The organism is Pseudomonas sp. TE3910, assembly GCF_056279025.1.
In genome coordinates, this window is the sequence record NZ_JBWBQN010000001.1 from 4856193 (window position 1) to 4875851 (window position 19659).

Annotated in this window: 16 protein-coding genes and 1 pseudogene; 16 read left to right on the forward strand and 1 reads right to left on the reverse strand. The window is 58.6% G+C overall.

The window, feature by feature from the left end; all coding sequences use genetic code 11:
• Positions 1-15 precede the first annotated feature (15 nt).
• Both ACZ9H3_RS22225 and ACZ9H3_RS22230 read left to right on the forward strand, forming a co-directional pair.
• Positions 16-753, forward strand: a complete 738-nt coding sequence (locus ACZ9H3_RS22225; RefSeq protein WP_476222566.1) for a cephalosporin hydroxylase family protein — start codon at positions 16-18, stop codon at positions 751-753.
• 49 nt (positions 754-802) lie between these two features.
• Positions 803-3734, forward strand: a pseudogene (locus tag ACZ9H3_RS22230) (TIGR00180 family glycosyltransferase).
• 165 nt (positions 3735-3899) lie between these two features.
• Here the strand turns inward: ACZ9H3_RS22230 and ACZ9H3_RS22235 are convergent.
• Positions 3900-4220, reverse strand: coding sequence for a DUF6124 family protein (locus ACZ9H3_RS22235; RefSeq protein ID WP_476222568.1), 321 nt, complete (start codon positions 4218-4220; stop codon positions 3900-3902).
• Positions 4221-4836: 616 nt separating this feature from the next.
• On the opposite strand from ACZ9H3_RS22235, the gene ACZ9H3_RS22240 reads away from it, so the two are divergent.
• The 14 genes from ACZ9H3_RS22240 to fliI all read left to right on the forward strand — a co-directional run bounded on the left by ACZ9H3_RS22240 (position 4837) and on the right by fliI (position 19659).
• Positions 4837-5766, forward strand: a complete 930-nt coding sequence (locus ACZ9H3_RS22240; protein WP_476222570.1) for a ketoacyl-ACP synthase III — start codon at positions 4837-4839, stop codon at positions 5764-5766.
• A 347-nt stretch (positions 5767-6113) separates the two neighbouring features.
• Entirely contained in the window at positions 6114-6965 is an 852-nt protein-coding gene (locus ACZ9H3_RS22245; protein WP_330523223.1) for a flagellin domain-containing protein, read from the forward strand.
• A gap of 72 nt (positions 6966-7037) precedes the next feature.
• The gene (locus ACZ9H3_RS22250; RefSeq protein ID WP_099773913.1) at positions 7038-7385 is read left to right on the forward strand and encodes a flagellar protein FlaG; all 348 of its coding nucleotides are present in this window, start codon (positions 7038-7040) and stop codon (positions 7383-7385) included.
• Between the two features lie 70 nt (positions 7386-7455).
• Positions 7456-8877 (forward strand): flagellar filament capping protein FliD, encoded by a 1422-nt coding sequence (fliD, locus tag ACZ9H3_RS22255; RefSeq protein WP_330523224.1) that lies wholly within the window; start codon positions 7456-7458, stop codon positions 8875-8877.
• A gap of 129 nt (positions 8878-9006) precedes the next feature.
• Positions 9007-9387: a flagellar export chaperone FliS gene (fliS, locus tag ACZ9H3_RS22260; protein ID WP_065759980.1), complete on the forward strand. Its 381-nt coding sequence runs from the start codon at positions 9007-9009 to the stop codon at positions 9385-9387.
• 24 nt (positions 9388-9411) lie between these two features.
• Positions 9412-9708 (forward strand): flagellar protein FliT, encoded by a 297-nt coding sequence (fliT, locus tag ACZ9H3_RS22265; RefSeq protein ID WP_099773916.1) that lies wholly within the window; start codon positions 9412-9414, stop codon positions 9706-9708.
• Positions 9709-9881: 173 nt separating this feature from the next.
• On the forward strand, positions 9882-11357 hold the full coding sequence (locus ACZ9H3_RS22270) for a sigma-54 dependent transcriptional regulator (RefSeq protein WP_476222574.1): 1476 nt from the start codon (positions 9882-9884) through the stop codon (positions 11355-11357).
• Positions 11358-11561: 204 nt separating this feature from the next.
• Complete coding sequence (locus ACZ9H3_RS22275) at positions 11562-12770, forward strand: sensor histidine kinase (protein ID WP_476222576.1); 1209 nt, start codon at positions 11562-11564, stop codon at positions 12768-12770.
• Positions 12767-14158, forward strand: a complete 1392-nt coding sequence (locus tag ACZ9H3_RS22280) for a sigma-54-dependent transcriptional regulator (RefSeq protein ID WP_476222578.1) — start codon at positions 12767-12769, stop codon at positions 14156-14158. Before ACZ9H3_RS22275 ends, ACZ9H3_RS22280 begins: the two co-directional genes overlap by 4 nt.
• Before the next feature lie 120 nt (positions 14159-14278).
• The gene (fliE, locus tag ACZ9H3_RS22285; RefSeq protein ID WP_065759985.1) at positions 14279-14608 is read left to right on the forward strand and encodes a flagellar hook-basal body complex protein FliE; all 330 of its coding nucleotides are present in this window, start codon (positions 14279-14281) and stop codon (positions 14606-14608) included.
• A gap of 15 nt (positions 14609-14623) precedes the next feature.
• The gene (gene fliF, locus ACZ9H3_RS22290) at positions 14624-16402 is read left to right on the forward strand and encodes a flagellar basal-body MS-ring/collar protein FliF (protein WP_330523228.1); all 1779 of its coding nucleotides are present in this window, start codon (positions 14624-14626) and stop codon (positions 16400-16402) included.
• Complete coding sequence (gene fliG / locus ACZ9H3_RS22295) at positions 16395-17414, forward strand: flagellar motor switch protein FliG (RefSeq protein WP_065759987.1); 1020 nt, start codon at positions 16395-16397, stop codon at positions 17412-17414. Before fliF ends, fliG begins: the two co-directional genes overlap by 8 nt.
• 135 nt (positions 17415-17549) lie before the next feature.
• Complete coding sequence (gene fliH / locus ACZ9H3_RS22300) at positions 17550-18311, forward strand: flagellar assembly protein FliH (RefSeq protein ID WP_476222581.1); 762 nt, start codon at positions 17550-17552, stop codon at positions 18309-18311.
• Complete coding sequence (fliI, locus tag ACZ9H3_RS22305) at positions 18301-19659, forward strand: flagellar protein export ATPase FliI (protein ID WP_099773922.1); 1359 nt, start codon at positions 18301-18303, stop codon at positions 19657-19659. The genes fliH and fliI overlap by 11 nt, the downstream gene beginning before the upstream one ends.

Here is a 19659-nt window from a genome sequence, read left to right on the forward strand (position 1 = left end):
TCAGTGAGACCTCACATGACCAACAATAACGTACATCAGGCTTTTGAAGCTGAGTGCAAGGCAGAGATTGAAGCTCAGGGCCAGAACGAAACGCTAAAAGGCCTGGCGCGTGACTTTTTTAATGAATCGGCTCGGCATAAGTACAGTTATCACTTCTCGTGGATGGGGCGTCCCATCATTCAATTGCCTCAGGACATGATGGCAATGCAGGAGCTGATCTGGAACATCAAGCCGGACCTGGTGATCGAGTGCGGTATTGCCCATGGCGGCTCGATTATCTACTACGCCTCGCTGCTGGAGCTGCAAGGGCACGGTGAGGTGCTCGGTATCGACAGGGATATTCGTCCACACAACCGCCAGGCCATCGAAAGCCATCCGATGTTCAAGCGGATCCGCATGATCGAGGGGTCCAGCGTTGACTTGGGCGTCGTCGAACAGGTTCGTGCGCTTGCGGAGGGCAAGAAGGTTATTTTGGTACTCGATTCCAACCATACCCATGAGCATGTGCTTGAGGAGCTGCGGCTGTATGCGCCACTCGTTTCGGTGGGCAGCTACTGCGTAGTGATGGACACGGTGGTTGAAGACATGCCGGCCGATGCTTTTCCTGATCGTCCCTGGGGGCCAGGTGATAACCCGAAGACTGCGGTCTGGGCCTACCTGGAGGAAAACGGCGATTTCGAAATCGATCAGCAAATGAACGACAAATTGCTGATTAGTGTGGCGCCGGACGGCTATCTGCGTCGGGTTCGTTGAATTCTCTGGTCTAAAGCGCACAGGCCCCAGTGGCCGGCAGGAAAGTGATATGCACGTTGAACACATTGCACAAGAAGTCGCAGCGCTGAAAGAGCGTTTTACGCTGGTCATTATCAGTCATGAACGGCCGGCTTTCTTGCGTCGTACGCTGCAGTACTACCAAGGCTTTAGCGGTAAAGTGCTGGTCCTGGATTCTTCGCGCGAGGCGGCAGACGATCTTGTCCAGGATTATCCTGAGGTGGATTATCGCCACCTGCCGGCGTTCAGCTACAAGGGCCTTCAGGACAAGCTGGTCTACGGCGTGGCACAGGTCAACACGCCTTACATGGCTTTTGCTGCTGACGACGATTTCCTCCTGCACGATGCGTTGGCTGAATCCGTAGCCTTCCTTGAGGCAAATCCCGAGTATGGGTTATGCCATGGCTACGGCATGATGTACCTGGCGCGTGGCACCGAGGTGAATTTCTATCGCCGAGACAAGCGGGTTTGTGAAGACTACAACTCTGATCTTTCCGAAGAGCGGGTGCTGGACTTCCTCGGGCAGTTCTTGCCGCCGTTCTATGCGGTGACGCGCACCGACCTGCTGCAGCAGTGGTATGCCGTGCTGCCGGCCAATACCAGTTTCGAATGGCAGGAAATTGGTCACGCGTTCTACCTGCTTGCCTGTGCCAAGGCCAGGATCCTGCCCATTCCCTATGCTGTGCGAGAGGTCAACTACGGTGGCTCCGAGCACAATACCAATGTCTTGACCGTATTGACCTACACCGACTCCAAGTCCGTGGCCGAGCGTGAGGCGTTTGCTCAGTTCCTGGCGTCGACACCGATGGGCTTTCGCAACAAGACGCCAGATCAGATCAAGCACATCGCGCTGATGAGCTTCACCGCAATGGCCAGTGGCTTGCAAAGCGGGCGGGCGCTGGAAGCCTGCATGATCGTTCGTTCCGAGTGGTCACAGCCGGGGGCGGAGCCTGTGCGCTTCTTTGGCGAGAAACAGTTCGTCGAGATGCCGTTCTATAACAAGGCGATGTTCGATCTGCTTGCACGTATTGAGTTCCTGATTCATTCCATGCCGGCGGGTCGCTTGCAGCTTCAGGAGCTGGAGCCGATCTTGCTGCGTCAGTCGGAACTGATGCAGGTTCATGCGAATGACACCGAACGCACGATCACGAGTCGCTTATGGGAAGCTTTGGGGTTGAGCCCGTTCAACCGTACGGTGGTAGAGCGTTTGCTGACGTCGCTGCGTGCCATCGGCGATGATGAAGAAATTGCACCGCTTCAATGTTGGCTTGAGCGTTTGTGCAGCGTGCCCGCTTATGATCGCAGCGTGCTGCTCGACAGTATGGCGTCTGGGCGTTTGCTGAACTGGCTGGAAGCGCGCAATCCAACAGCTGTCCAGGTTCGTCTGGCCAATAAGCGTCTGGCTCGTCATGCTGGTGGTCCGACCTTCGGCATTCTGCTGTTGGACCTGGATGCCGACATGTTCAAGCTGCAGGCGACCTTCGACAGCTTGATGGCGGGCCATTGCAAGGCTTTCAAGGTTGTGGTGCTGACCACGGGCGATTTGCCCGCCAACACGACACCGGAGCAGACCGTACACTTCGTCAAGGTCACGGCTGAGGATCATGTCGACAAACTCAACCGGGCGATCACTACGCTGGGCACCGATTGGGTGATCCTTGCCGAGGCTGGCGACCGCTTCACCGCTGGCGGCCTGCTGCGCGCCAGTCTGGAGTTGCTGGAGGCCGACGGCTGCCGTGCAGTGGCAATGGACGAGGTCATGCGTCAGGCCGACGGAACCTTGGTGGAGGTGTTGCGCCCAGGCGCCAGCCTCGACATGCTGCAGAGTGTGCCTGGGCTGATGGCACGGCATTGGCTGGTGCGCCGCGAGTTGCTGCTTGAGGCGGGCGGTTATGACGCCGAGTTCGCTCAGGCGCTGGAATTCGACCTGTTGCTCCGTCTGATCGGGCAGGACGGCTTGGCCGGGCTGGCGCACCTCGCAGAGCCGCTGCTGATCAGCCAGGCGCGAGATGTTGACGCCAGTGAGCACGAGCGTGCAAGCCTGGCGCGCCAAGTGGCGCAGCGTGGTTATGCCGCGCAGATCGGTTCGGCGAAACCTGGCACTTACCAGATCGACTACCGTCATGAAGCGCGTCCGCTGGTATCGATTGTCCTTTACTGCCAGGACAATATGGAGCAGTTGCAGACCTGCCTGGTCAGTGTGCTGCAGCGTACCCGTTACCGGAGTCACGAGATTGTCATTGCCGACAACAACAGCCAGTCGCCGCAATTGCTGGCGTGGTTGGCGAGCCTGAGCGCAGGTGGTGATCGTATTCGGGTGGTGCGCAGCGAGCGAACCATCAGCCCGTCGGCAATGACCAATCTGGCCTGTCAACAAGCTGCTGGCGAGTACCTGGTGTTGCTGGCCAGCGATGGCGAGGTGGTCAATGCCAATTGGCTGGAAAGCATGCTTAACCAAGCGCAGCGCCCAGAGGTTGGTATCGTGGGTGGCAAGTTGCTCGACGCTGCCGGCACGGTCACTCAGGCCGGCCTGGTGTTGGGCCTTTGGGCCGGGGGTTGCGCCGGCTCTGGCAGGTGAAGGCAAGGAGGCGCCAGGCTATATGCGACGGCTACAGGTCGAACATAACGTTTCGGCCGTATCCGCCGCGTGCCTGATGATCCGCAAGGAACTTTATCTGGCGCTTGAAGGCCTGGATGAAGCCGCGTTCATGGCGCATTACGCCGATGTCGATCTGTGCCTCAAGTCCGCTCAGGCGGGTTACCTGACGGTATGGACGCCACAGGTGCAGGTGATTCATCACGGCACGGTCATGCATGAGGAAGCGGCTCTGCAGGCGTTGCGTGAGAAGTGGCCGGGTTATCTGGAAAACGATCCGGCCTATAACGCGAGCCATGCGCGCACGGGCAAAACCTTTGGCCTGGGTGCTCCAACGGCTGTGGAGTGGGAGGCGCTGGTCGGTTAACCGCCCAGTACGCCACTGATCAAAAGCCACGAGCGCCTAAGGGCGCTCGTGGCTTTTTTATAGGCGTGCCCTGGGTGTGACCTAAGCGGCCTTGCTCGGAGTCACTTGCACTGCGTGAGCGGATGGCCCATGCAATGCGGCTCTCCGATCGGGCATATAGAGCGCTCAGCCGCTCTGTAGTGGGTGAGGCGGTTGTACCTCTATGCCATCGAGTAGCGCTTCTACCAGTCCAAGTGCCATCTCAATGCTGGTGCGGGTGGACCAGAGCACGCTGCGGGTTTGGTTGTCGACCACCTCACAGGCTTTTGCGTTGGTGGCGTAGGCGGAACGTAGAAGAATGGACAGGTGTATCAGCGCATCTTCTGCATTGATGCCGGGGCGAACGCTGAATAGCGGGTCATGGCTACCTTCGCAAGAGCCGAAAGTGGCGCTGGCGGTTCTTTGCAAGGTGCAGTTGGGTGGAGGGTCAGGGACGACTTTGTGCATGGTGAACTCCTTTTGCAATGGAGCTGCCAGTCATCGCCGCGAAACGATAGGGTGGCAGCTGTGCGCGGGTTCGCGGACCGAGGCAAAAGGAACTCGGCAGACCCGAAGGTCTCCCACGCACAGCCGCCATTACACAGAAAACGGGCACAAAAAAAGCGCCTGGAATTGTGTTGGTGGGGCGCTGTAGCGCCTTTTGCTATACGGGCCGCGACGCCCGGTCACTGAATTTGCAGTGACAGGGCGAAGGTTAGCGAGGTTGGGAAGGGTATTCAAGTGAAGGATCGGAAGGATTCGAGGTGGCTGACTTTAGCGACTGAATCTCGATAGAAAGGAAAAGCATCGCCGGCAATTTCGGCTTTTTCGATGTGTAATCCATTGGTCTGGGTGTTGTTGGCTTGTCAGCAATTCGGCAAATTAAGCGTGACCTGCGAGTCATATCGCGCATCTTCACTGTATATTGTCAGGACCGGGAATCGCCCTGCCATCCGGTATGTGCCTGCCAGGCATGCCTGGCAGCCTGCTTCGCCGCGTTTTTTGGTGGCAAACATCCCTGATTGTCGGTGCCTCTCCACTGTGCGAGCGGCGGGTATTCAGTTGTTAATTAATGGGAAGCCATATGATTGGCATTAAAAGCATCGCCAGTTACGTGCCGGCCGCTGGCGTGGACAACTACGCTCAAGGCGCAAAATTCGAAAAGGATGAAGCTTTCATCCTGGGCAAGATCGGTTCCGCTTTCCTGCCACGCAAAGACGTCGCTCAGGAAACCTCGGACCTCTGTGTAGAAGCTGCCAATGCCTTGTTTGCGGCCAACCCGCAGCTTTCGCGTGAATCCATCGATGCATTGATTGTCGTCACTCAGAATGGTGACGAAGAAGGCTTGCCGCATACCGCTGCCATCGTTCAGGACAAACTGGGCCTGCCGACTCATGTGGCTGCGTTTGATATCTCGCTGGGCTGCTCGGGCTACGTCTATGGTATCTACGCGCTCAAGGGCTTCATGGAAGCCACAGGCCTGAAGAACGGCCTGCTGATCACGGCTGACCCTTATTCGAAGATCGTCGATCCGGAAGACCGCAATACCACCATGCTGTTTGGTGATGCGGCCACTGCTACCTGGATGGGCGAAGATGCACCGTGGCAGTTGGGTAAAGCCAAGTTCGGTACCGACGGTTCTGGTGCAGCACACCTGAAGGTCACTGATGGTGTGTTTTTCATGAACGGGCGTCAGGTGTTCAACTTTGCCTTGCTCAAGGTCCCGGCCCACCTGCATGAGTTGCTGGGTGAAAGCGGCCTGCAGCCGGCAGATATCGATGCGTTCTGTATCCATCAGGGCAGCGCGGCCATCGTGGATGCGGTTGCACGACGTTTCGAGGACGACCCGGAGAAGTTCATCAAAGACATGGTCGAGACGGGTAATACCGTGTCGTCGAGCATTCCGCTGTTGCTGGAAAAGCACGTGCTTGAGTCGGGTTTCAAACGTGTTGCATTGAGTGGTTTTGGTGTTGGTCTGTCCTGGGGGTCGGCGATCCTCCAGCGTGCAGACTAAGCACTGCGACTGTTGACGAACCCCCGCTTTTTAGCGGGGGTTCGTTTTTTCAGGGCGTTCTTTTTCGGGTTCCAGGTTTACTGGCGCAGGCTTGCCAGCGATGCAGGTGCTGCATGCTTGCGAGCGCTTCACGGGGGCGTTGGGTGGTGTGATGGAGGGAGGGCGGCGCTGTTTTTATGGCGTCAAACCCTTGATTTCATTGGGCTGGCACGATGCCAGTAAAAATTTTCAAAAAATCCCTAAAGCAACGTGCCTTGACGACGATAACTATTACGAAGGTTCTCTAGGCCAAACCCGGCGGTTGCCAAGGCCGGAAGCCGCAGTATCCCACAAACGAGGAATTCGTCATGGCATTAACCGTAAACACCAACGTCACTTCGCTGGGCGTTCAGAAGAACCTGAACCGTGCTTCCGACGCGCTGAGCACCTCGATGACTCGTCTGTCTTCCGGCCTGAAAATCAACAGCGCCAAAGACGACGCTGCTGGCCTGCAGATCGCTACCCGTATGACCTCGCAGATCCGCGGTCAGACCATGGCTATCAAAAACGCCAACGACGGTATCTCCATCGCCCAGACCGCTGAAGGCGCGATGCAAGAGCAGACCAACATTCTGCAGCGTATGCGTGAACTGGCTGTCCAGTCGCGAAACGACAACAACAGCAGCACCGACCGTACCGCTCTGGACAAAGAATTCCAGGCAATGTCCGACGAGCTGAGCCGTATCGCCAAGAGCACCCAGCTCAACGGCAAGAACCTGCTCGACGGTACTGCCAGCACCATGACCTTCCAGGTTGGTTCGAACTCCGGTCCAGACAACCAGATCGCCATCAAGCTGGACACTTCGTTCGACGCTACCACTCTGAACGTTGACAGTACCCAGATCTCGGTCAGTGGTGCAGACAGCGCTGAAGCTGAAACCAACTTCAAAGCTGCTATCGCTGCAATCGACACCGCACTGCAGACCATCAACGACAAGCGCGCTGACCTGGGTGCTTCGCAGAACCGTCTGACCAGCACCATCAACAACCTGCAAAACATCAACGAAAACGCCGAAGCTGCTCGTGGCCGCGTACAGGACACCGACTTCGCTGCCGAGACTGCTCAGCTGACCAAGCAGCAAACTCTGCAACAAGCGTCGACTTCGGTTCTGGCTCAAGCCAACCAGCTGCCATCTGCCGTACTGAAGCTGCTTCAGTAATCGCCTGATGGTTATCGGCGGGGGAGTGCGTTTTTGGCGCTCCCCCGCCTTTTGCATTAAGAGGTGACAGACATGGATATGAGCGTGAAGCTGAACCAGTCTTACCCGGCGGTGCGACCCACCGAGCAGGTCGCCGAAAAAGCCACGGCAAAACAGAGTGAGCCGTCGCGGGATACAGCCGACAAGGGTGTGCCCGATACCGATAAGGTGAAGAGCGCTGTCAAGGAAATCGAAAAATTCCTGGCCTCAAACCGACGAAATCTCGAATTCTCCACGGACGAAGAATCCGGCAAGATTGTGGTCAAAGTCATCGCTAGCGAGACAGGTGAACTGGTTCGCCAGATTCCCTCGGAAGAAGTCTTGAAGATTGCTAATAGCCTCAGCGATGTAAATAGCCTGCTGTTCAACGCGAAGGCCTGAACTGGCAGACTTACCATGTGTTCGCTAGTCTCGCTGGGCTAGGGAAGCGCGAAACCTAGAGGGATTAAGAATGGCAAGTCCAATTACCTCCACTACAGGCATCGGCTCGGGGCTGAATATCAGTTCGATCGTCGAGGCGCTGGTCAACTCCGACACGGCCGCCAAGCAGGCCCAGATTACCCGGCAGACGACCAACAACAAGGCCTATATCTCCGGTGTAGGTGCGCTCAAGAGTGCGCTGGCAGCTTATCAGGCTTCCATGAAGAAGCTGAATGACAGCACGGCGCCTGCATTCAATGCCTATGCTGCCACGTCTGCCAATGAGAGTGTTCTCAAGGCTACGGCAAGCAATACTGCAGTTCCCGGTACCTATGAAGTCAATGTCTCCCAATTGGCGACGGGCTCCAAGGTGGCCAGCAGGTTGTATACGACGGCCGAAGGTGGTGCTGCGACCCCGATTCCGAAGGGCGACCTGACCATTGAGCAGAACGGCAAGACCTATACGGTAAGCATCGGTGATGGCGCCACGCTACAGAGCGTGCGTGACTCGATCAACGACGCCCTTGCAGTGAACGGCATCAGTGCGAACATCATCAATGAGTCTGGCGGTGCGCGCCTGGTGCTGGGTTCTACCACCACAGGTGCGGGTTCTGATATCAAGGTGACGGGTGGCACTACCGGCATTGATATCGATGGTACCCAATCGATGGCGACCAGCCCGAACGGTGCCGGGTTTATCAATGCGAAGGCTCAGGACGCAAAGCTGACCATTGATGGCCTGGAAGTCACCAGCAAGTCCAATACCGTCAAGGATGCCATCAGCGGTATCACACTTGATCTCGTTGCGAAGAGCGCTGATGCAGCCACCACCACCAAGGTAACGGTCGGTGCCAACAATGACGGGCTGAAGGCTTCTGTACAGCAGTTCGTCGATGCCTACAATACGATGGTCAAGGCGGTAAACGCGCTGACGGCGACCAGTACGGACGCCGATGGCAATACGGTACTCGGTTCTCTCACGGGCGACCCGACTACGCGTTCGCTGTTGTCCGGCATTCGTGCGGAGTTGGCAAACGTCGGGTCTGGTGATCGTCTGACCACGTTGAGTCAGTTGGGCATCAATACCCAGCGAGATGGCACGCTTGAGTTCAACAGCACCAAGTTCACCGCTGCCATGAATGACAAGAAGCTGGGTAGTGAGGTGCAGGAGCTCTTCACGGGTACCAACGGCGTCTTCGAGCGCATGAACAAGGCCATTGATCCCTACATCAAGACGGATGGCATTCTGACTTCGCGTACCAATAATTTGAATACGCTGCAGAAACGACTCGATCAGCAGCAGTCGGACCTTGACCGCCGTGTCGAGCAGTTGACAGCTTCGCTGACCAAGAAGTACATCGCCATGGATACCGTGGTGGGCAAGCTCAAGGCGCAAGCCAACAGCATCACCTCGATCTTTGATGCGATCACTGCGCAGCAGAAGAACTCCTGATCGATTGGCGGTGCCAAAAGCCCGGCGTCACCCTTGGGGTGTGCCGGGCTTTTTGCGTTGTGGCTAAAGTTTTTTGACACGCTGTCGATACAGCCGGTATACGAACCCTTTTGTGTGACGAGGTAGAACATGAACCCTATGTTGGCCCTTCGGCAGTACCAGAAAGTTAACGGCCAGGCGCAAACCTCCGAGGCTAGCCCGCACCGTTTGGTACAAATGTTGATGCAGGGCGGCCTGGACCGTATCGCTCAGGCCAAGGGCGCCATGGCGCGCAATGATATCGCCCAGAAAGGCATCCTGATCGGCAAGGTCATCGGTATTGTCGGTGGCTTGCGCGAAGGTCTGGATCTGGAAAACCATGCCGATTCATTGGCGGACCTGGACAGCCTGTATGCTTACATGAGTAAGCGTCTGGTCGAGGCCAATGTGCAGAACGATCCGGAAATCCTCAACGAGGTCGCTCGTTTGCTGATTACCGTCAAGGAAGGCTGGGACGCAATTGGCGAATAATTCGCTTGCGCCGAGGAGGTTGTGATGAGCGCCGTGCTCGAGCGTATTGAACAAACCCGCGATGCATTGCTGGGTGCATTGGCCAACCGTGATTGGGATGCGATCAGTGATCTCGATGTGAATTGCCGTCTTTGCGTCGATGATGTGCTGGGCGAGCCAGAGCTGGATGAAGCTGTGCTGCGCATCAAACTTGAGGAGTTGCTCGGTGTCTACCGGCAATTAATTGAGGTTGCAAGTGGTGAGCGTCAAACAATAGTCGATGAACTGGCACAGATCCGACAAGCCAAAAACGCGGCAAAGGTATACCATCTCTTCACTTGACGCTGGCCGATTCGAGAAAGAAGTGCGCCATAAATTTGACTGTGTGCGGCTTTTTGACTTAACTAGTGGCTGTTTTCTAAATGTTGACGTCCAAGCACTGACAGTTCAGTCGGAATGATGTCGAGCAAGCCCTGAAAGTGGGGCGCTGAGTTGACTAGGGAAGTTGCTATTGCATGTGGCGTGAAACCAAAATTCTCCTGATCGATGACGACAGTGTCCGCCGCCGCGATTTGGCGGTGGTCCTGAATTTTCTCGGCGAAGACAATTTGCCCTGCTCAAGCCAGGACTGGCAGCAGGTCGTCGAGTCGTTGTCATCCAGTCGTGAAGTACTTTGCGTCCTGATTGGTGCTGTGAATGCTCCGGCAAGTCTTTCGGGCTTGCTTAAGACAGTGGCAGCCTGGGATGAGTTCCTTCCCGTGTTGCTATTGGGCGAAATTTCTTCGGTTGACCTGCCCGAAGAGTTGCGCCGCCGCGTGCTGTCCAGTCTTGAAATGCCGCCCAGCTACAGCAAATTGCTGGACTCGTTGCACCGTGCCCAGGTGTATCGCGAGATGTACGATGCTGCCCGTGAGCGTGGCCGACAGCGTGAGCCGAACCTGTTTCGCAGCCTGGTCGGCACCAGCCGTGCAATCCAGCATGTGCGGCAAATGATGCAGCAGGTGGCCGATACCGACGCCAGTGTATTGATCCTGGGCGAGTCGGGCACCGGCAAGGAAGTGGTTGCACGCAACCTTCATTATCATTCCAAGCGCCGCGAAGCGCCTTTCGTGCCGGTCAACTGCGGTGCGATCCCGGCAGAGCTGCTGGAAAGCGAATTGTTCGGTCATGAGAAGGGGGCTTTCACCGGCGCTATCACCAGTCGTGCCGGGCGTTTCGAGTTGGCCAATGGCGGCACACTGTTCCTTGATGAAATTGGCGACATGCCGCTGCCGATGCAGGTCAAGTTGCTGCGGGTGTTGCAGGAGCGAACCTTCGAACGCGTAGGTAGTAACAAGACCCAGAGCATCGACGTGCGAATCATTGCGGCGACTCACAAGAACCTCGAGAGCATGATCGAGGTGGGCTCCTTCCGCGAAGACCTGTACTACCGGCTTAACGTTTTCCCGATCGAGATGGCTCCCCTGCGAGAGCGTGTCGAAGACATCCCGTTGTTGATGAACGAGTTGATCTCGCGCATGGAGCACGAAAAGCGTGGCTCTATCCGTTTCAACTCGGCGGCGATCATGTCGCTGTGTCGTCATGGTTGGCCGGGCAACGTTCGCGAGCTGGCCAACCTGGTCGAGCGCATGGCGATCATGCACCCTTATGGGGTGATCGGGGTCTCCGAGCTGCCCAAGAAGTTCCGTTATGTCGATGATGACGACGAGCATCTGGTCGACAGTTTGCGCTCTGATCTTGAGGAGCGCGTGGCAATCAATGGGCACACGCCAAACTTCTCCCATCACGCCATGCTGCCGCCCGAAGGGTTGGACCTCAAGGATTACCTCGGCAGCCTCGAGCAGGGTTTGATCCAGCAGGCGCTGGACGATGCCAGTGGCGTGGTGGCACGTGCTGCGGAGCGTTTGCGTATCCGGCGTACCACGTTGGTCGAAAAAATGCGCAAGTACGGCATGAGTCGACGTGAGGGGGACGAGCAGGCAGAAGATTGACGCCTGTCGGGTGGTGACACTGGCAGAGCACCTGCTGTCGCCACCAATGCCCCTATTTTTTGCAGGGCTGTGGTGCCCGTTACCGTTGGCTCCTGCCGTTTCTCTCAGGGCTCGTGGTCTTGTCGTGAAAATTATCCGGCACGGCTATTGCTATACCGCTGGCAACATACCGTTTTATGACGGTGAGCCACGCGAGAGAGCACGATGCCCCACGCCGCTACCATCTCCAGTCTCCCTGAGCTGAAGGGAGCGAACACCTCTGAGCAGGACAGTCGTAATGGTCTTGAGCAGGCCTTTGCCCTGTTCGATCAGATGTCGACACAGCTCAGTCAATCCTACAACCTGCTTGAGGCGCGCGTCACCGAACTCAAGGGTGAGTTGGCGGTGGTCAGTGCCCAGCGAATGGCAGAGTTGGCCGAGAAAGAGCGTTTGGCCAATCGCCTGCAGAATCTCCTGGATTTGCTGCCGGGTGGCGTCATTGTCATCGATGGGGCGGGGCGTGTGCGTGAAGCCAACCCGGCCGCACGTGAACTGCTGGGCGAGCCGTTGGACGGTGAGCTGTGGCGTCACGTGATCGCTCGCAGCTTTGCGCCGCGTGAAGATGACGGTCACGAGGTATCGTTGCGTGATGGTCGGCGTCTGTCGATCGCCACCCGCTCGCTGGACGCCGAACCAGGTCAGTTGGTGCTGCTCAACGACCTGACCGAGACCCGCCACCTTCAGGATCAACTTGCACGTCATCAGCGACTGTCATCGCTGGGGCGCATGGTTGCTTCGCTCGCTCATCAGATTCGTACCCCGTTGTCGGCGGCCCTGCTTTACGCCAGTCACTTGGCGGAGCAGACCTTGCCGGCGCAAACCCAGCAGCGCTTCGCCAGTACGCTGAAGGAACGTTTGCACGAGCTCGAGCATCAGGTGCGCGACATGTTGGTGTTCGCGCGGGGCGAGTTGCCGTTAACCGATCGCCTGACACCCAAGGCACTCTTCCAGGCGCTGCAGCAGGCGGCGCACCCTCACGTTCAGGGGCATCTTGTGCGCTGGCAGTGCGACAGCCATCTGGGCGATCTGTTGTGCAATCGCGACACCTTGGTGGGGGCGTTGCTCAACCTGATTGAAAACGCTGTGCAGGCCAGTGCGGGCCAGGCTCGTTTGAAAATTCACCTGTACCGCCGAGAGCAATTTTTGCATGTGTGCGTGAGTGATGCCGGGGCTGGTATCGATTCGTGGCTGCTCACTCGCTTGGGTGAGCCGTTTCTGACCACCAAGGCGACCGGCACCGGTTTGGGCTTGGCGGTGGTCAAGGCGGTGGCGCGAGCGCACCAGGGTGAGTTGCAGTTGCGCTCTCGTCCCGGGCGAGGCACCTGTGCCCGCGTCAGCTTGCCGTTGATCGGTGTGCAGGAGGGTATGGCGTGACGGCGATCAAGGTGTTGCTGGTTGAGGATGATCGGGTGCTGCGCCAAGCGCTTGGCGATACCCTGATGCTCGGTGGTTTCGACTATCTGGCGGTAGGCTCGGCAGAGGAAGCGCTGGCGGTGGTTGCTGAACAGGCCTTCAGCCTGGTGGTCAGTGATGTGAACATGCCGGGCATGGATGGTCATCAGTTGCTGGAGCTGTTGCGGGCGCGCCATCCCCAGTTGCCCGTACTGTTGATGACCGCGCATGCCGCTGTTGAGCGTGCGGTGCAGGCCATGCGCCAAGGGGCTGTCGATTACCTGGTCAAGCCATTCGAACCTCGCGCCTTGCTTGATCTGGTGGGGCGCCATGCCGTGGGTGCGTTCGACAAGGCAGAGGGCGATGGCCCGATAGCGCGTGAGCCCGCCAGTGCGCAACTGCTGGAGTTGGCAGCCAAGGTTGCGCGCAGTGATTCTACGGTGCTGATTTCTGGTGAGTCCGGTACCGGCAAAGAGGTGCTGGCGCGCTACATTCATCAGCAGTCGCCCCGGGCCAGTCAGCCGTTTGTGGCGATCAACTGTGCGGCGATTCCCGACAACATGCTTGAAGCAACCTTGTTCGGGCATGAGAAGGGATCATTTACCGGGGCCATTGCTGCTCAGGCGGGGAAGTTCGAGCAGGCGAATGGCGGTACCTTGCTGCTCGATGAGATTTCCGAAATGCCGCTTGGCCTGCAGGCCAAGCTTTTGCGTGTGCTGCAGGAGCGCGAGGTGGAGCGGGTTGGCGGGCGTAAGCCGATTGCGCTGGATATTCGCGTAGTTGCAACCACCAACCGTGATTTGGCCGGTGAAGTGGCGGCTGGACGGTTCCGCGAAGACCTCTACTATCGCTTGTCGGTGTTTCCCCTGGCCTGGCGCCCCTTGCGTGAGCGCAGCGCCGATATTCTGCCGCTGGCCGAGCGCTTGCTGGCGCGCCACGTCAATAAAATGAAACACGCTGCGGTGGTGCTGTCGCCCCGGGCGCAAGCGTGCCTGCAAGCGTATCCATGGCCTGGCAACGTTCGGGAACTGGACAATGCCATCCAGCGTGCGCTGATTCTGCAGCAGGGTGGCGTGATTGAGGCTGAGGATTTTTGCCTGGCCGGTGCTTTGCCCGCACTGACGCCAAGTGCAGTCGAGCCGCAGTCGTGCGCGCCTTCGCTGAGCACGCCCGAAGCTACTGGGTTGGGTGATGACTTGCGTCGGCATGAGTTCCAGATGATCATCGACACCCTTCGCGCCGAGCGCGGTCGCCGCAAAGAGGCCGCCGAGCGATTGGGCATCAGCCCGCGAACCCTGCGTTACAAGCTTGCGCAAATGCGTGATGCGGGGATGGATGTCGAGGCCAGCCTGTACGCCTCGGGCGGGTAAAGTCGCGGTTATTTAGAGTTTTTATTCGGCTCGCATACGTAGCTGGCACTCTTGTTGCTAAGTCCAGCGTATCCGCTGCGTGAGTGTCAAAAAAATGCGGGCCGTCGGAGAGAGAAGTCCATGAGCCAAGGTGTTGAATTTAATCGATTGATGTTGGACATGCGCGCCATGCAAATGGACGCGATGTCCATGCCCAAGGCTGCTGCGCCAGCGTCTGAGCTTGGCTCCAGCAATTTTGCCGACATGCTCGGCCAGGCGATCAACAAGGTCAGCGACACCCAGAACGCGTCTACGCAACTGGCCAACGCGTTTGAAGTCGGCAAGAGCGGCGTCGACCTCACCGACGTCATGATCGCTTCGCAGAAAGCCAGTGTTTCCTTTCAAGCCTTGACCCAGGTGCGCAACAAGCTGGTGCAGGCCTATCAAGACATCATGCAGATGCCGGTTTAAGGGCGAGATTGAGTCATGGCCGAAGCAGTCGTCGATAACGTGCCAGCCAACAGCAGGCCACCAGCACCCAAGCCGCCCCTGTTCGGCTTGTCGTTTCTGGAAAATATTTCGCAGATGCCGGTATTGCGTCAGGTCGGCTTGCTGGTCGGCCTTGCCGCGAGCGTTGCGATTGGCTTTGCCGTGGTGCTCTGGTCGCAGCAGCCCGACTACCGTCCGCTGTATGGCAGCCTCACCGGCATGGACACCAAGCAGGTCATGGAAACACTGGCCGCTGCTGACATTCCGTACAACGTCGAGCCCAATTCGGGCGCATTGCTGGTCAAGGCCGAAGACATTTCCCGTGCCCGGATGAAACTGGCTGCTGCGGGCGTAGCCCCGAGCGATGGCAATGTCGGTTTCGAAATTCTCGACAAGGAACAAGGGCTGGGGACCAGCCAGTTCATGGAAGCGACCCGCTACCGTCGCGGCTTGGAAGGTGAGCTGGCACGGACCATTTCCAGCCTGAGCAACGTCAAGGGTGCGCGGGTCCATCTGGCCATCCCGAAAAGCTCGGTGTTCGTGCGCGATGAGCGCAAGCCCAGTGCCTCGATTCTGGTTGATTTGTACCCTGGGCGTGGCCTGGAGCCTGGCCAGGTGATGGCCATTATCAACTTGGTAGCAACCAGCGTACCGGAGCTGGAAAAGTCTCAGGTCACCGTGGTTGACCAGAAGGGCAACTTGCTCTCCGATCAGGTGCAGAACTCTGAACTGACCATGGCCGGCAAGCAGTTCGATTACAGCCGCCGCATGGAAAGCATGCTGACCCAGCGCGTACACAACATCCTGAACCCGGTGCTGGGCAATGACCGCTACAAGGCTGAAGTGTCCACCGACGTCGACTTCAGTGCTGTCGAGTCGACCTCCGAGCAGTTCAATCCAGACCAGCCCGCCCTGCGCAGCGAGCAGTCGGTCAACGAACAGCGCTCCAGCAGCATGGGGCCGCAAGGCGTACCTGGGGCGCTGAGCAACCAGCCGCCCGGCCCGGCTTCTGCTCCACAGCAGACCGGCCAGGCACAGGCCGCCGCTGGCATGATTCAACCAGGGCAGCCGCTGCTTGATGCCAACGGCCAGCAGGTCATGGACCCTGCAACCGGTCAGCCGATGCTCGCGCCTTACCCGGCAGACAAGCGTCAGCAGTCCACCAAGAACTTTGAGCTGGACCGCTCCATCAGCCATACCCGTCAGCAGCAGGGGCGTCTGACGCGCCTGTCGGTAGCCGTGGTGGTCGATGATCAGGTCAAGCTCGATCCTGCCACCGGCGAAGCCACGCGTACGCCTTGGGGCGCCGAAGATTTGGCGCGCTTTACCCGACTGGTCCAGGACGCGGTGGGCTTTGATGCCAGCCGTGGTGACAGCGTCAGCGTGATCAACGTGCCGTTCGCTGCCGACCGTGGTGAAGAAGTCGTCGATATTCCGTTTTACTCACAGCCCTGGTTCTGGGACATCGTCAAGCAGGTGCTCGGCGTGCTCTTTATCCTGGTGCTGGTATTTGGTGTGTTGCGCCCTGTGCTCAACAACATCACCGGTAATGGCAAGCAAGCCGCTGGCGATAGCGACATGGAACTGGGCGGTATGATCGGTCTGGATGGCGAACTGGCCAATGACCGGGTAACCCTTGGCGGTCCGCAAAGCATTCTCTTGCCGAGCCCGAGCGAGGGCTATGATGCTCAGCTCAATGCAATCAAGAGCCTGGTGGCCGAAGACCCGGGTCGCGTGGCCCAGGTCGTGAAAGAGTGGATCAACGCCGATGAGTGATAACAGAGCGGTTACCGCCAAACTGACCCGTGTCGACAAGGCCGCTATTCTGCTGTTGTCATTGGGTGAGACTGACGCAGCGCAAGTGTTGCGGCACATGGGCCCCAAAGAGGTCCAGCGGGTCGGTGTGGCCATGGCGCAAATGGGCAACGTGCACCGCGAGCAAGTCGAGCAGGTGATGAGCGAGTTCGTCGAGATCGTCGGCGACCAGACCAGCCTCGGCGTCGGCTCCGACGGCTACATCCGCAAGATGCTCACCCAGGCGTTGGGCGAAGACAAGGCCAACGGCCTGATCGACCGCATTCTGCTGGGCGGCAACACCAGTGGCCTGGACAGCCTGAAGTGGATGGAGCCGCGTGCGGTAGCCGATGTGATCCGTTACGAGCACCCTCAGATTCAAGCCATTGTCGTGGCCTACCTTGACCCGGATCAGGCTGGCGAGGTGCTGAGCAACTTCGACCACAAGGTGCGCCTGGACATCATCTTGCGCGTATCATCACTGAATACGGTTCAGCCGGCGGCACTCAAGGAACTGAACCAGATCCTCGAGAAGCAGTTCTCGGGCAACTCCAATGCTGCCCGGACAACGCTGGGTGGTATCAAGCGTGCTGCGGACATCATGAACTTCCTCGACAGCTCCGTCGAAGGCCAGCTCATGGACGCGATCCGCGATGTGGATGGCGACCTGTCCGAGCAGATCGAAGACCTCATGTTCGTCTTCAACAACCTTGCCGACGTCGACGACCGTGGCATCCAGGCGCTGTTGCGCGAAGTGTCCTCCGACGTGCTGGTTGTTTCGCTCAAAGGTGCTGATGAGCGGGTCAAGGACAAGGTCTTCAAGAACATGTCCAAACGTGCCTCGGAGCTGCTGCGTGACGACCTTGAGGCCAAGGGGCCGGTTCGCGTCAGCGATGTCGAAGCGGCACAGAAGGAAATCCTCACCATTGCCCGACGCATGGCCGAAGCCGGAGAGATCGTGCTTGGCGGCAAAGGCGCCGAGGAAATGATCTAACGACCCGCACGCCGGTGTCGGCCTTTTTCGGGCCGGCGCCAGCGGTGGGATCAATGCGATGCCGGTAGGTGCGCGGTGTCTGCATCGCTGGCACGCCAGTGCCGATACGGTGCTTTATTTTGAGCGCGTGGAATCATGTCGACCAACGAGCATTTAACTGAACTGATTCGCGCTGGCGACCTGGAAGCATTCGATCGCTGGGCTTTACCTTCGTTCGACCCGGAGCCAGAACCCGAGCCCGAGCCGGAACCCGAGATCGTCGAAGACGAGATCGAGGAAGTGCCGCTGGAGGAGGTCCAGCCGCTGACCCTGGAGGAGTTGGAGAGTATCCGTCAGGAGGCTTACAACGAGGGGTTCGCTACCGGTGAGCGTGAAGGTTTTCACAGTACCCAGCTCAAGGTTCGGCAAGAAGCCGAAGTGGCCCTGGCCGCGAAGCTGGCCAGCCTTGAACAACTGATGAGCAACTTGCTTGAGCCGATTGCCGAGCAGGACGTCCAGATCGAAAAGTCCCTGGTGCACCTGGTTGCGCACATCACTCGGCAGGTCGTTGGTCGCGAACTGCGCACCGACTCCAGTCAAATTACCCATGTATTGCGCGAAGCCCTGAAGCTGCTGCCGATGGGGGCGGAGAACATTCGTATTCACGTCAATCCGCAGGATTTCGAATTGGCCAAGGCGCTGCGCGAGCGCCACGAAGAAAATTGGCGCCTGCTTGAAGATGAAGCGCTGCTGCCGGGTGGTTGCCGCATCGAGACCGCCCAGAGCCGCATTGACGCGACCATGGAAACCCGTATCGAGAAGGCCTTGGCGCAACTGTTCGATCAGTTGCACGATCAGAGCCTGCACCCGGCAGCGCCAGACCTGACCATCGAGTTGGACATCCCCGATGCGCCTTGACCGTACCAGCTTCGGCAAGCGCCTTGGCACCTATGCCGAGGCAATTGCCTTGCCGTCACAGCCGGTCGTCGAAGGGCGCTTGTTGCGCATGGTTGGCCTTACGCTGGAGGCCGAGGGCCTGCGTGCTGCCGTCGGCAGCCGGTGTGTGGTCATCAATGACGACAGCTATCACCCGGTGCAGGTTGAGGCCGAGGTCATGGGTTTTTCCGGCGGCAAGGTGTTTCTGATGCCGGTCGGCAGCGTGGCGGGTATTGCGCCAGGCGCGCGGGTGGTGCCGCTGGCTGAAAGCAGTCGTCTGCCGATGGGTATGAGCATGCTCGGGCGGGTGCTTGATGGGGCCGGTCGTGCGTTGGACGGCAAGGGCGGCATGCGGGCTGAGGATTGGGTGCCGATGGACGGCCCGACGATCAACCCGCTCAACCGCGACCCGATCAGCCAGCCTCTGGATGTCGGCATCCGCAGTATCAATGGCCTGCTCACGGTGGGCCGTGGCCAGCGCCTCGGGCTGTTCGCCGGTACCGGCGTGGGCAAGAGTGTGCTGCTGGGCATGATGACCCGCTTTACCGAAGCCGACATCATCGTTGTGGGGCTGATTGGTGAGCGGGGGCGTGAGGTCAAGGAGTTCATCGAGCACATCCTGGGTACTGAGGGGCTGAAGCGCTCTGTCGTCGTGGCCTCGCCTGCCGATGATGCACCGCTGATGCGCTTGCGGGCTGCCATGTACTGTACGCGTATCGCCGAGTATTTCCGCGACAAGGGCAAGAATGTCCTGTTGCTGATGGATTCGCTGACACGTTTTGCCCAGGCGCAGCGGGAAATCGCCCTGGCCATTGGCGAGCCTCCGGCGACCAAGGGTTATCCGCCCTCGGTGTTTGCCAAACTGCCTAAGTTGGTGGAGCGCGCCGGTAATGGCGAGGCTGGTGGTGGCTCGATTACTGCGTTCTATACCGTGTTGTCCGAAGGTGACGATCAGCAAGACCCGATTGCGGATTCGGCGCGGGGTGTACTCGACGGCCACATCGTGCTGTCGCGGCGGCTGGCTGAAGAAGGGCATTACCCGGCCATTGATATCGAGGCCTCCATCAGTCGCGTGATGCCGCAGGTGGTCAGTCCTGAGCACATGGGGCAGGCCCAGCAGTTCAAGCAGTTATGGTCACGCCTTTCGCAAAGCCGCGACCTGATCAGTGTCGGCGCCTACGTTGCCGGGGGCGACCGCGAGACCGACCTGGCGATTTCGCTGCAACCGAAGTTGGTGCACTTCCTGCGCCAGGGGTTGAACGACAACGTCAGCCTCGCTGCGAGCGGCGAACAGTTGGCCAGTGTGTTCGCGCCTGTCGCGCCGGGCTGA

Coding starts and splice junctions, on each gene's coding strand:
- fliF (WP_330523228.1), top strand. CDS start 14,624: ATGGCCGAAGCAGTCGTCGATAACGTGCCAGCCAACAGCAGGCCACCA.
- ACZ9H3_RS22250 (WP_099773913.1), top strand. CDS start 7,038: ATGGATATGAGCGTGAAGCTGAACCAGTCTTACCCGGCGGTGCGACCC.
- ACZ9H3_RS22270 (WP_476222574.1), top strand. CDS start 9,882: ATGTGGCGTGAAACCAAAATTCTCCTGATCGATGACGACAGTGTCCGC.
- fliE (WP_065759985.1), top strand. CDS start 14,279: ATGAGCCAAGGTGTTGAATTTAATCGATTGATGTTGGACATGCGCGCC.
- fliI (WP_099773922.1), top strand. CDS start 18,301: ATGCGCCTTGACCGTACCAGCTTCGGCAAGCGCCTTGGCACCTATGCC.
- fliD (WP_330523224.1), top strand. CDS start 7,456: ATGGCAAGTCCAATTACCTCCACTACAGGCATCGGCTCGGGGCTGAAT.
- ACZ9H3_RS22245 (WP_330523223.1), top strand. CDS start 6,114: ATGGCATTAACCGTAAACACCAACGTCACTTCGCTGGGCGTTCAGAAG.
- fliH (WP_476222581.1), top strand. CDS start 17,550: ATGTCGACCAACGAGCATTTAACTGAACTGATTCGCGCTGGCGACCTG.
- ACZ9H3_RS22225 (WP_476222566.1), top strand. CDS start 16: ATGACCAACAATAACGTACATCAGGCTTTTGAAGCTGAGTGCAAGGCA.
- fliS (WP_065759980.1), top strand. CDS start 9,007: ATGAACCCTATGTTGGCCCTTCGGCAGTACCAGAAAGTTAACGGCCAG.
- ACZ9H3_RS22275 (WP_476222576.1), top strand. CDS start 11,562: ATGCCCCACGCCGCTACCATCTCCAGTCTCCCTGAGCTGAAGGGAGCG.
- fliG (WP_065759987.1), top strand. CDS start 16,395: ATGAGTGATAACAGAGCGGTTACCGCCAAACTGACCCGTGTCGACAAG.
- ACZ9H3_RS22235 (WP_476222568.1), bottom strand. CDS start 4,220: ATGCACAAAGTCGTCCCTGACCCTCCACCCAACTGCACCTTGCAAAGA.
- fliT (WP_099773916.1), top strand. CDS start 9,412: ATGAGCGCCGTGCTCGAGCGTATTGAACAAACCCGCGATGCATTGCTG.
- ACZ9H3_RS22240 (WP_476222570.1), top strand. CDS start 4,837: ATGATTGGCATTAAAAGCATCGCCAGTTACGTGCCGGCCGCTGGCGTG.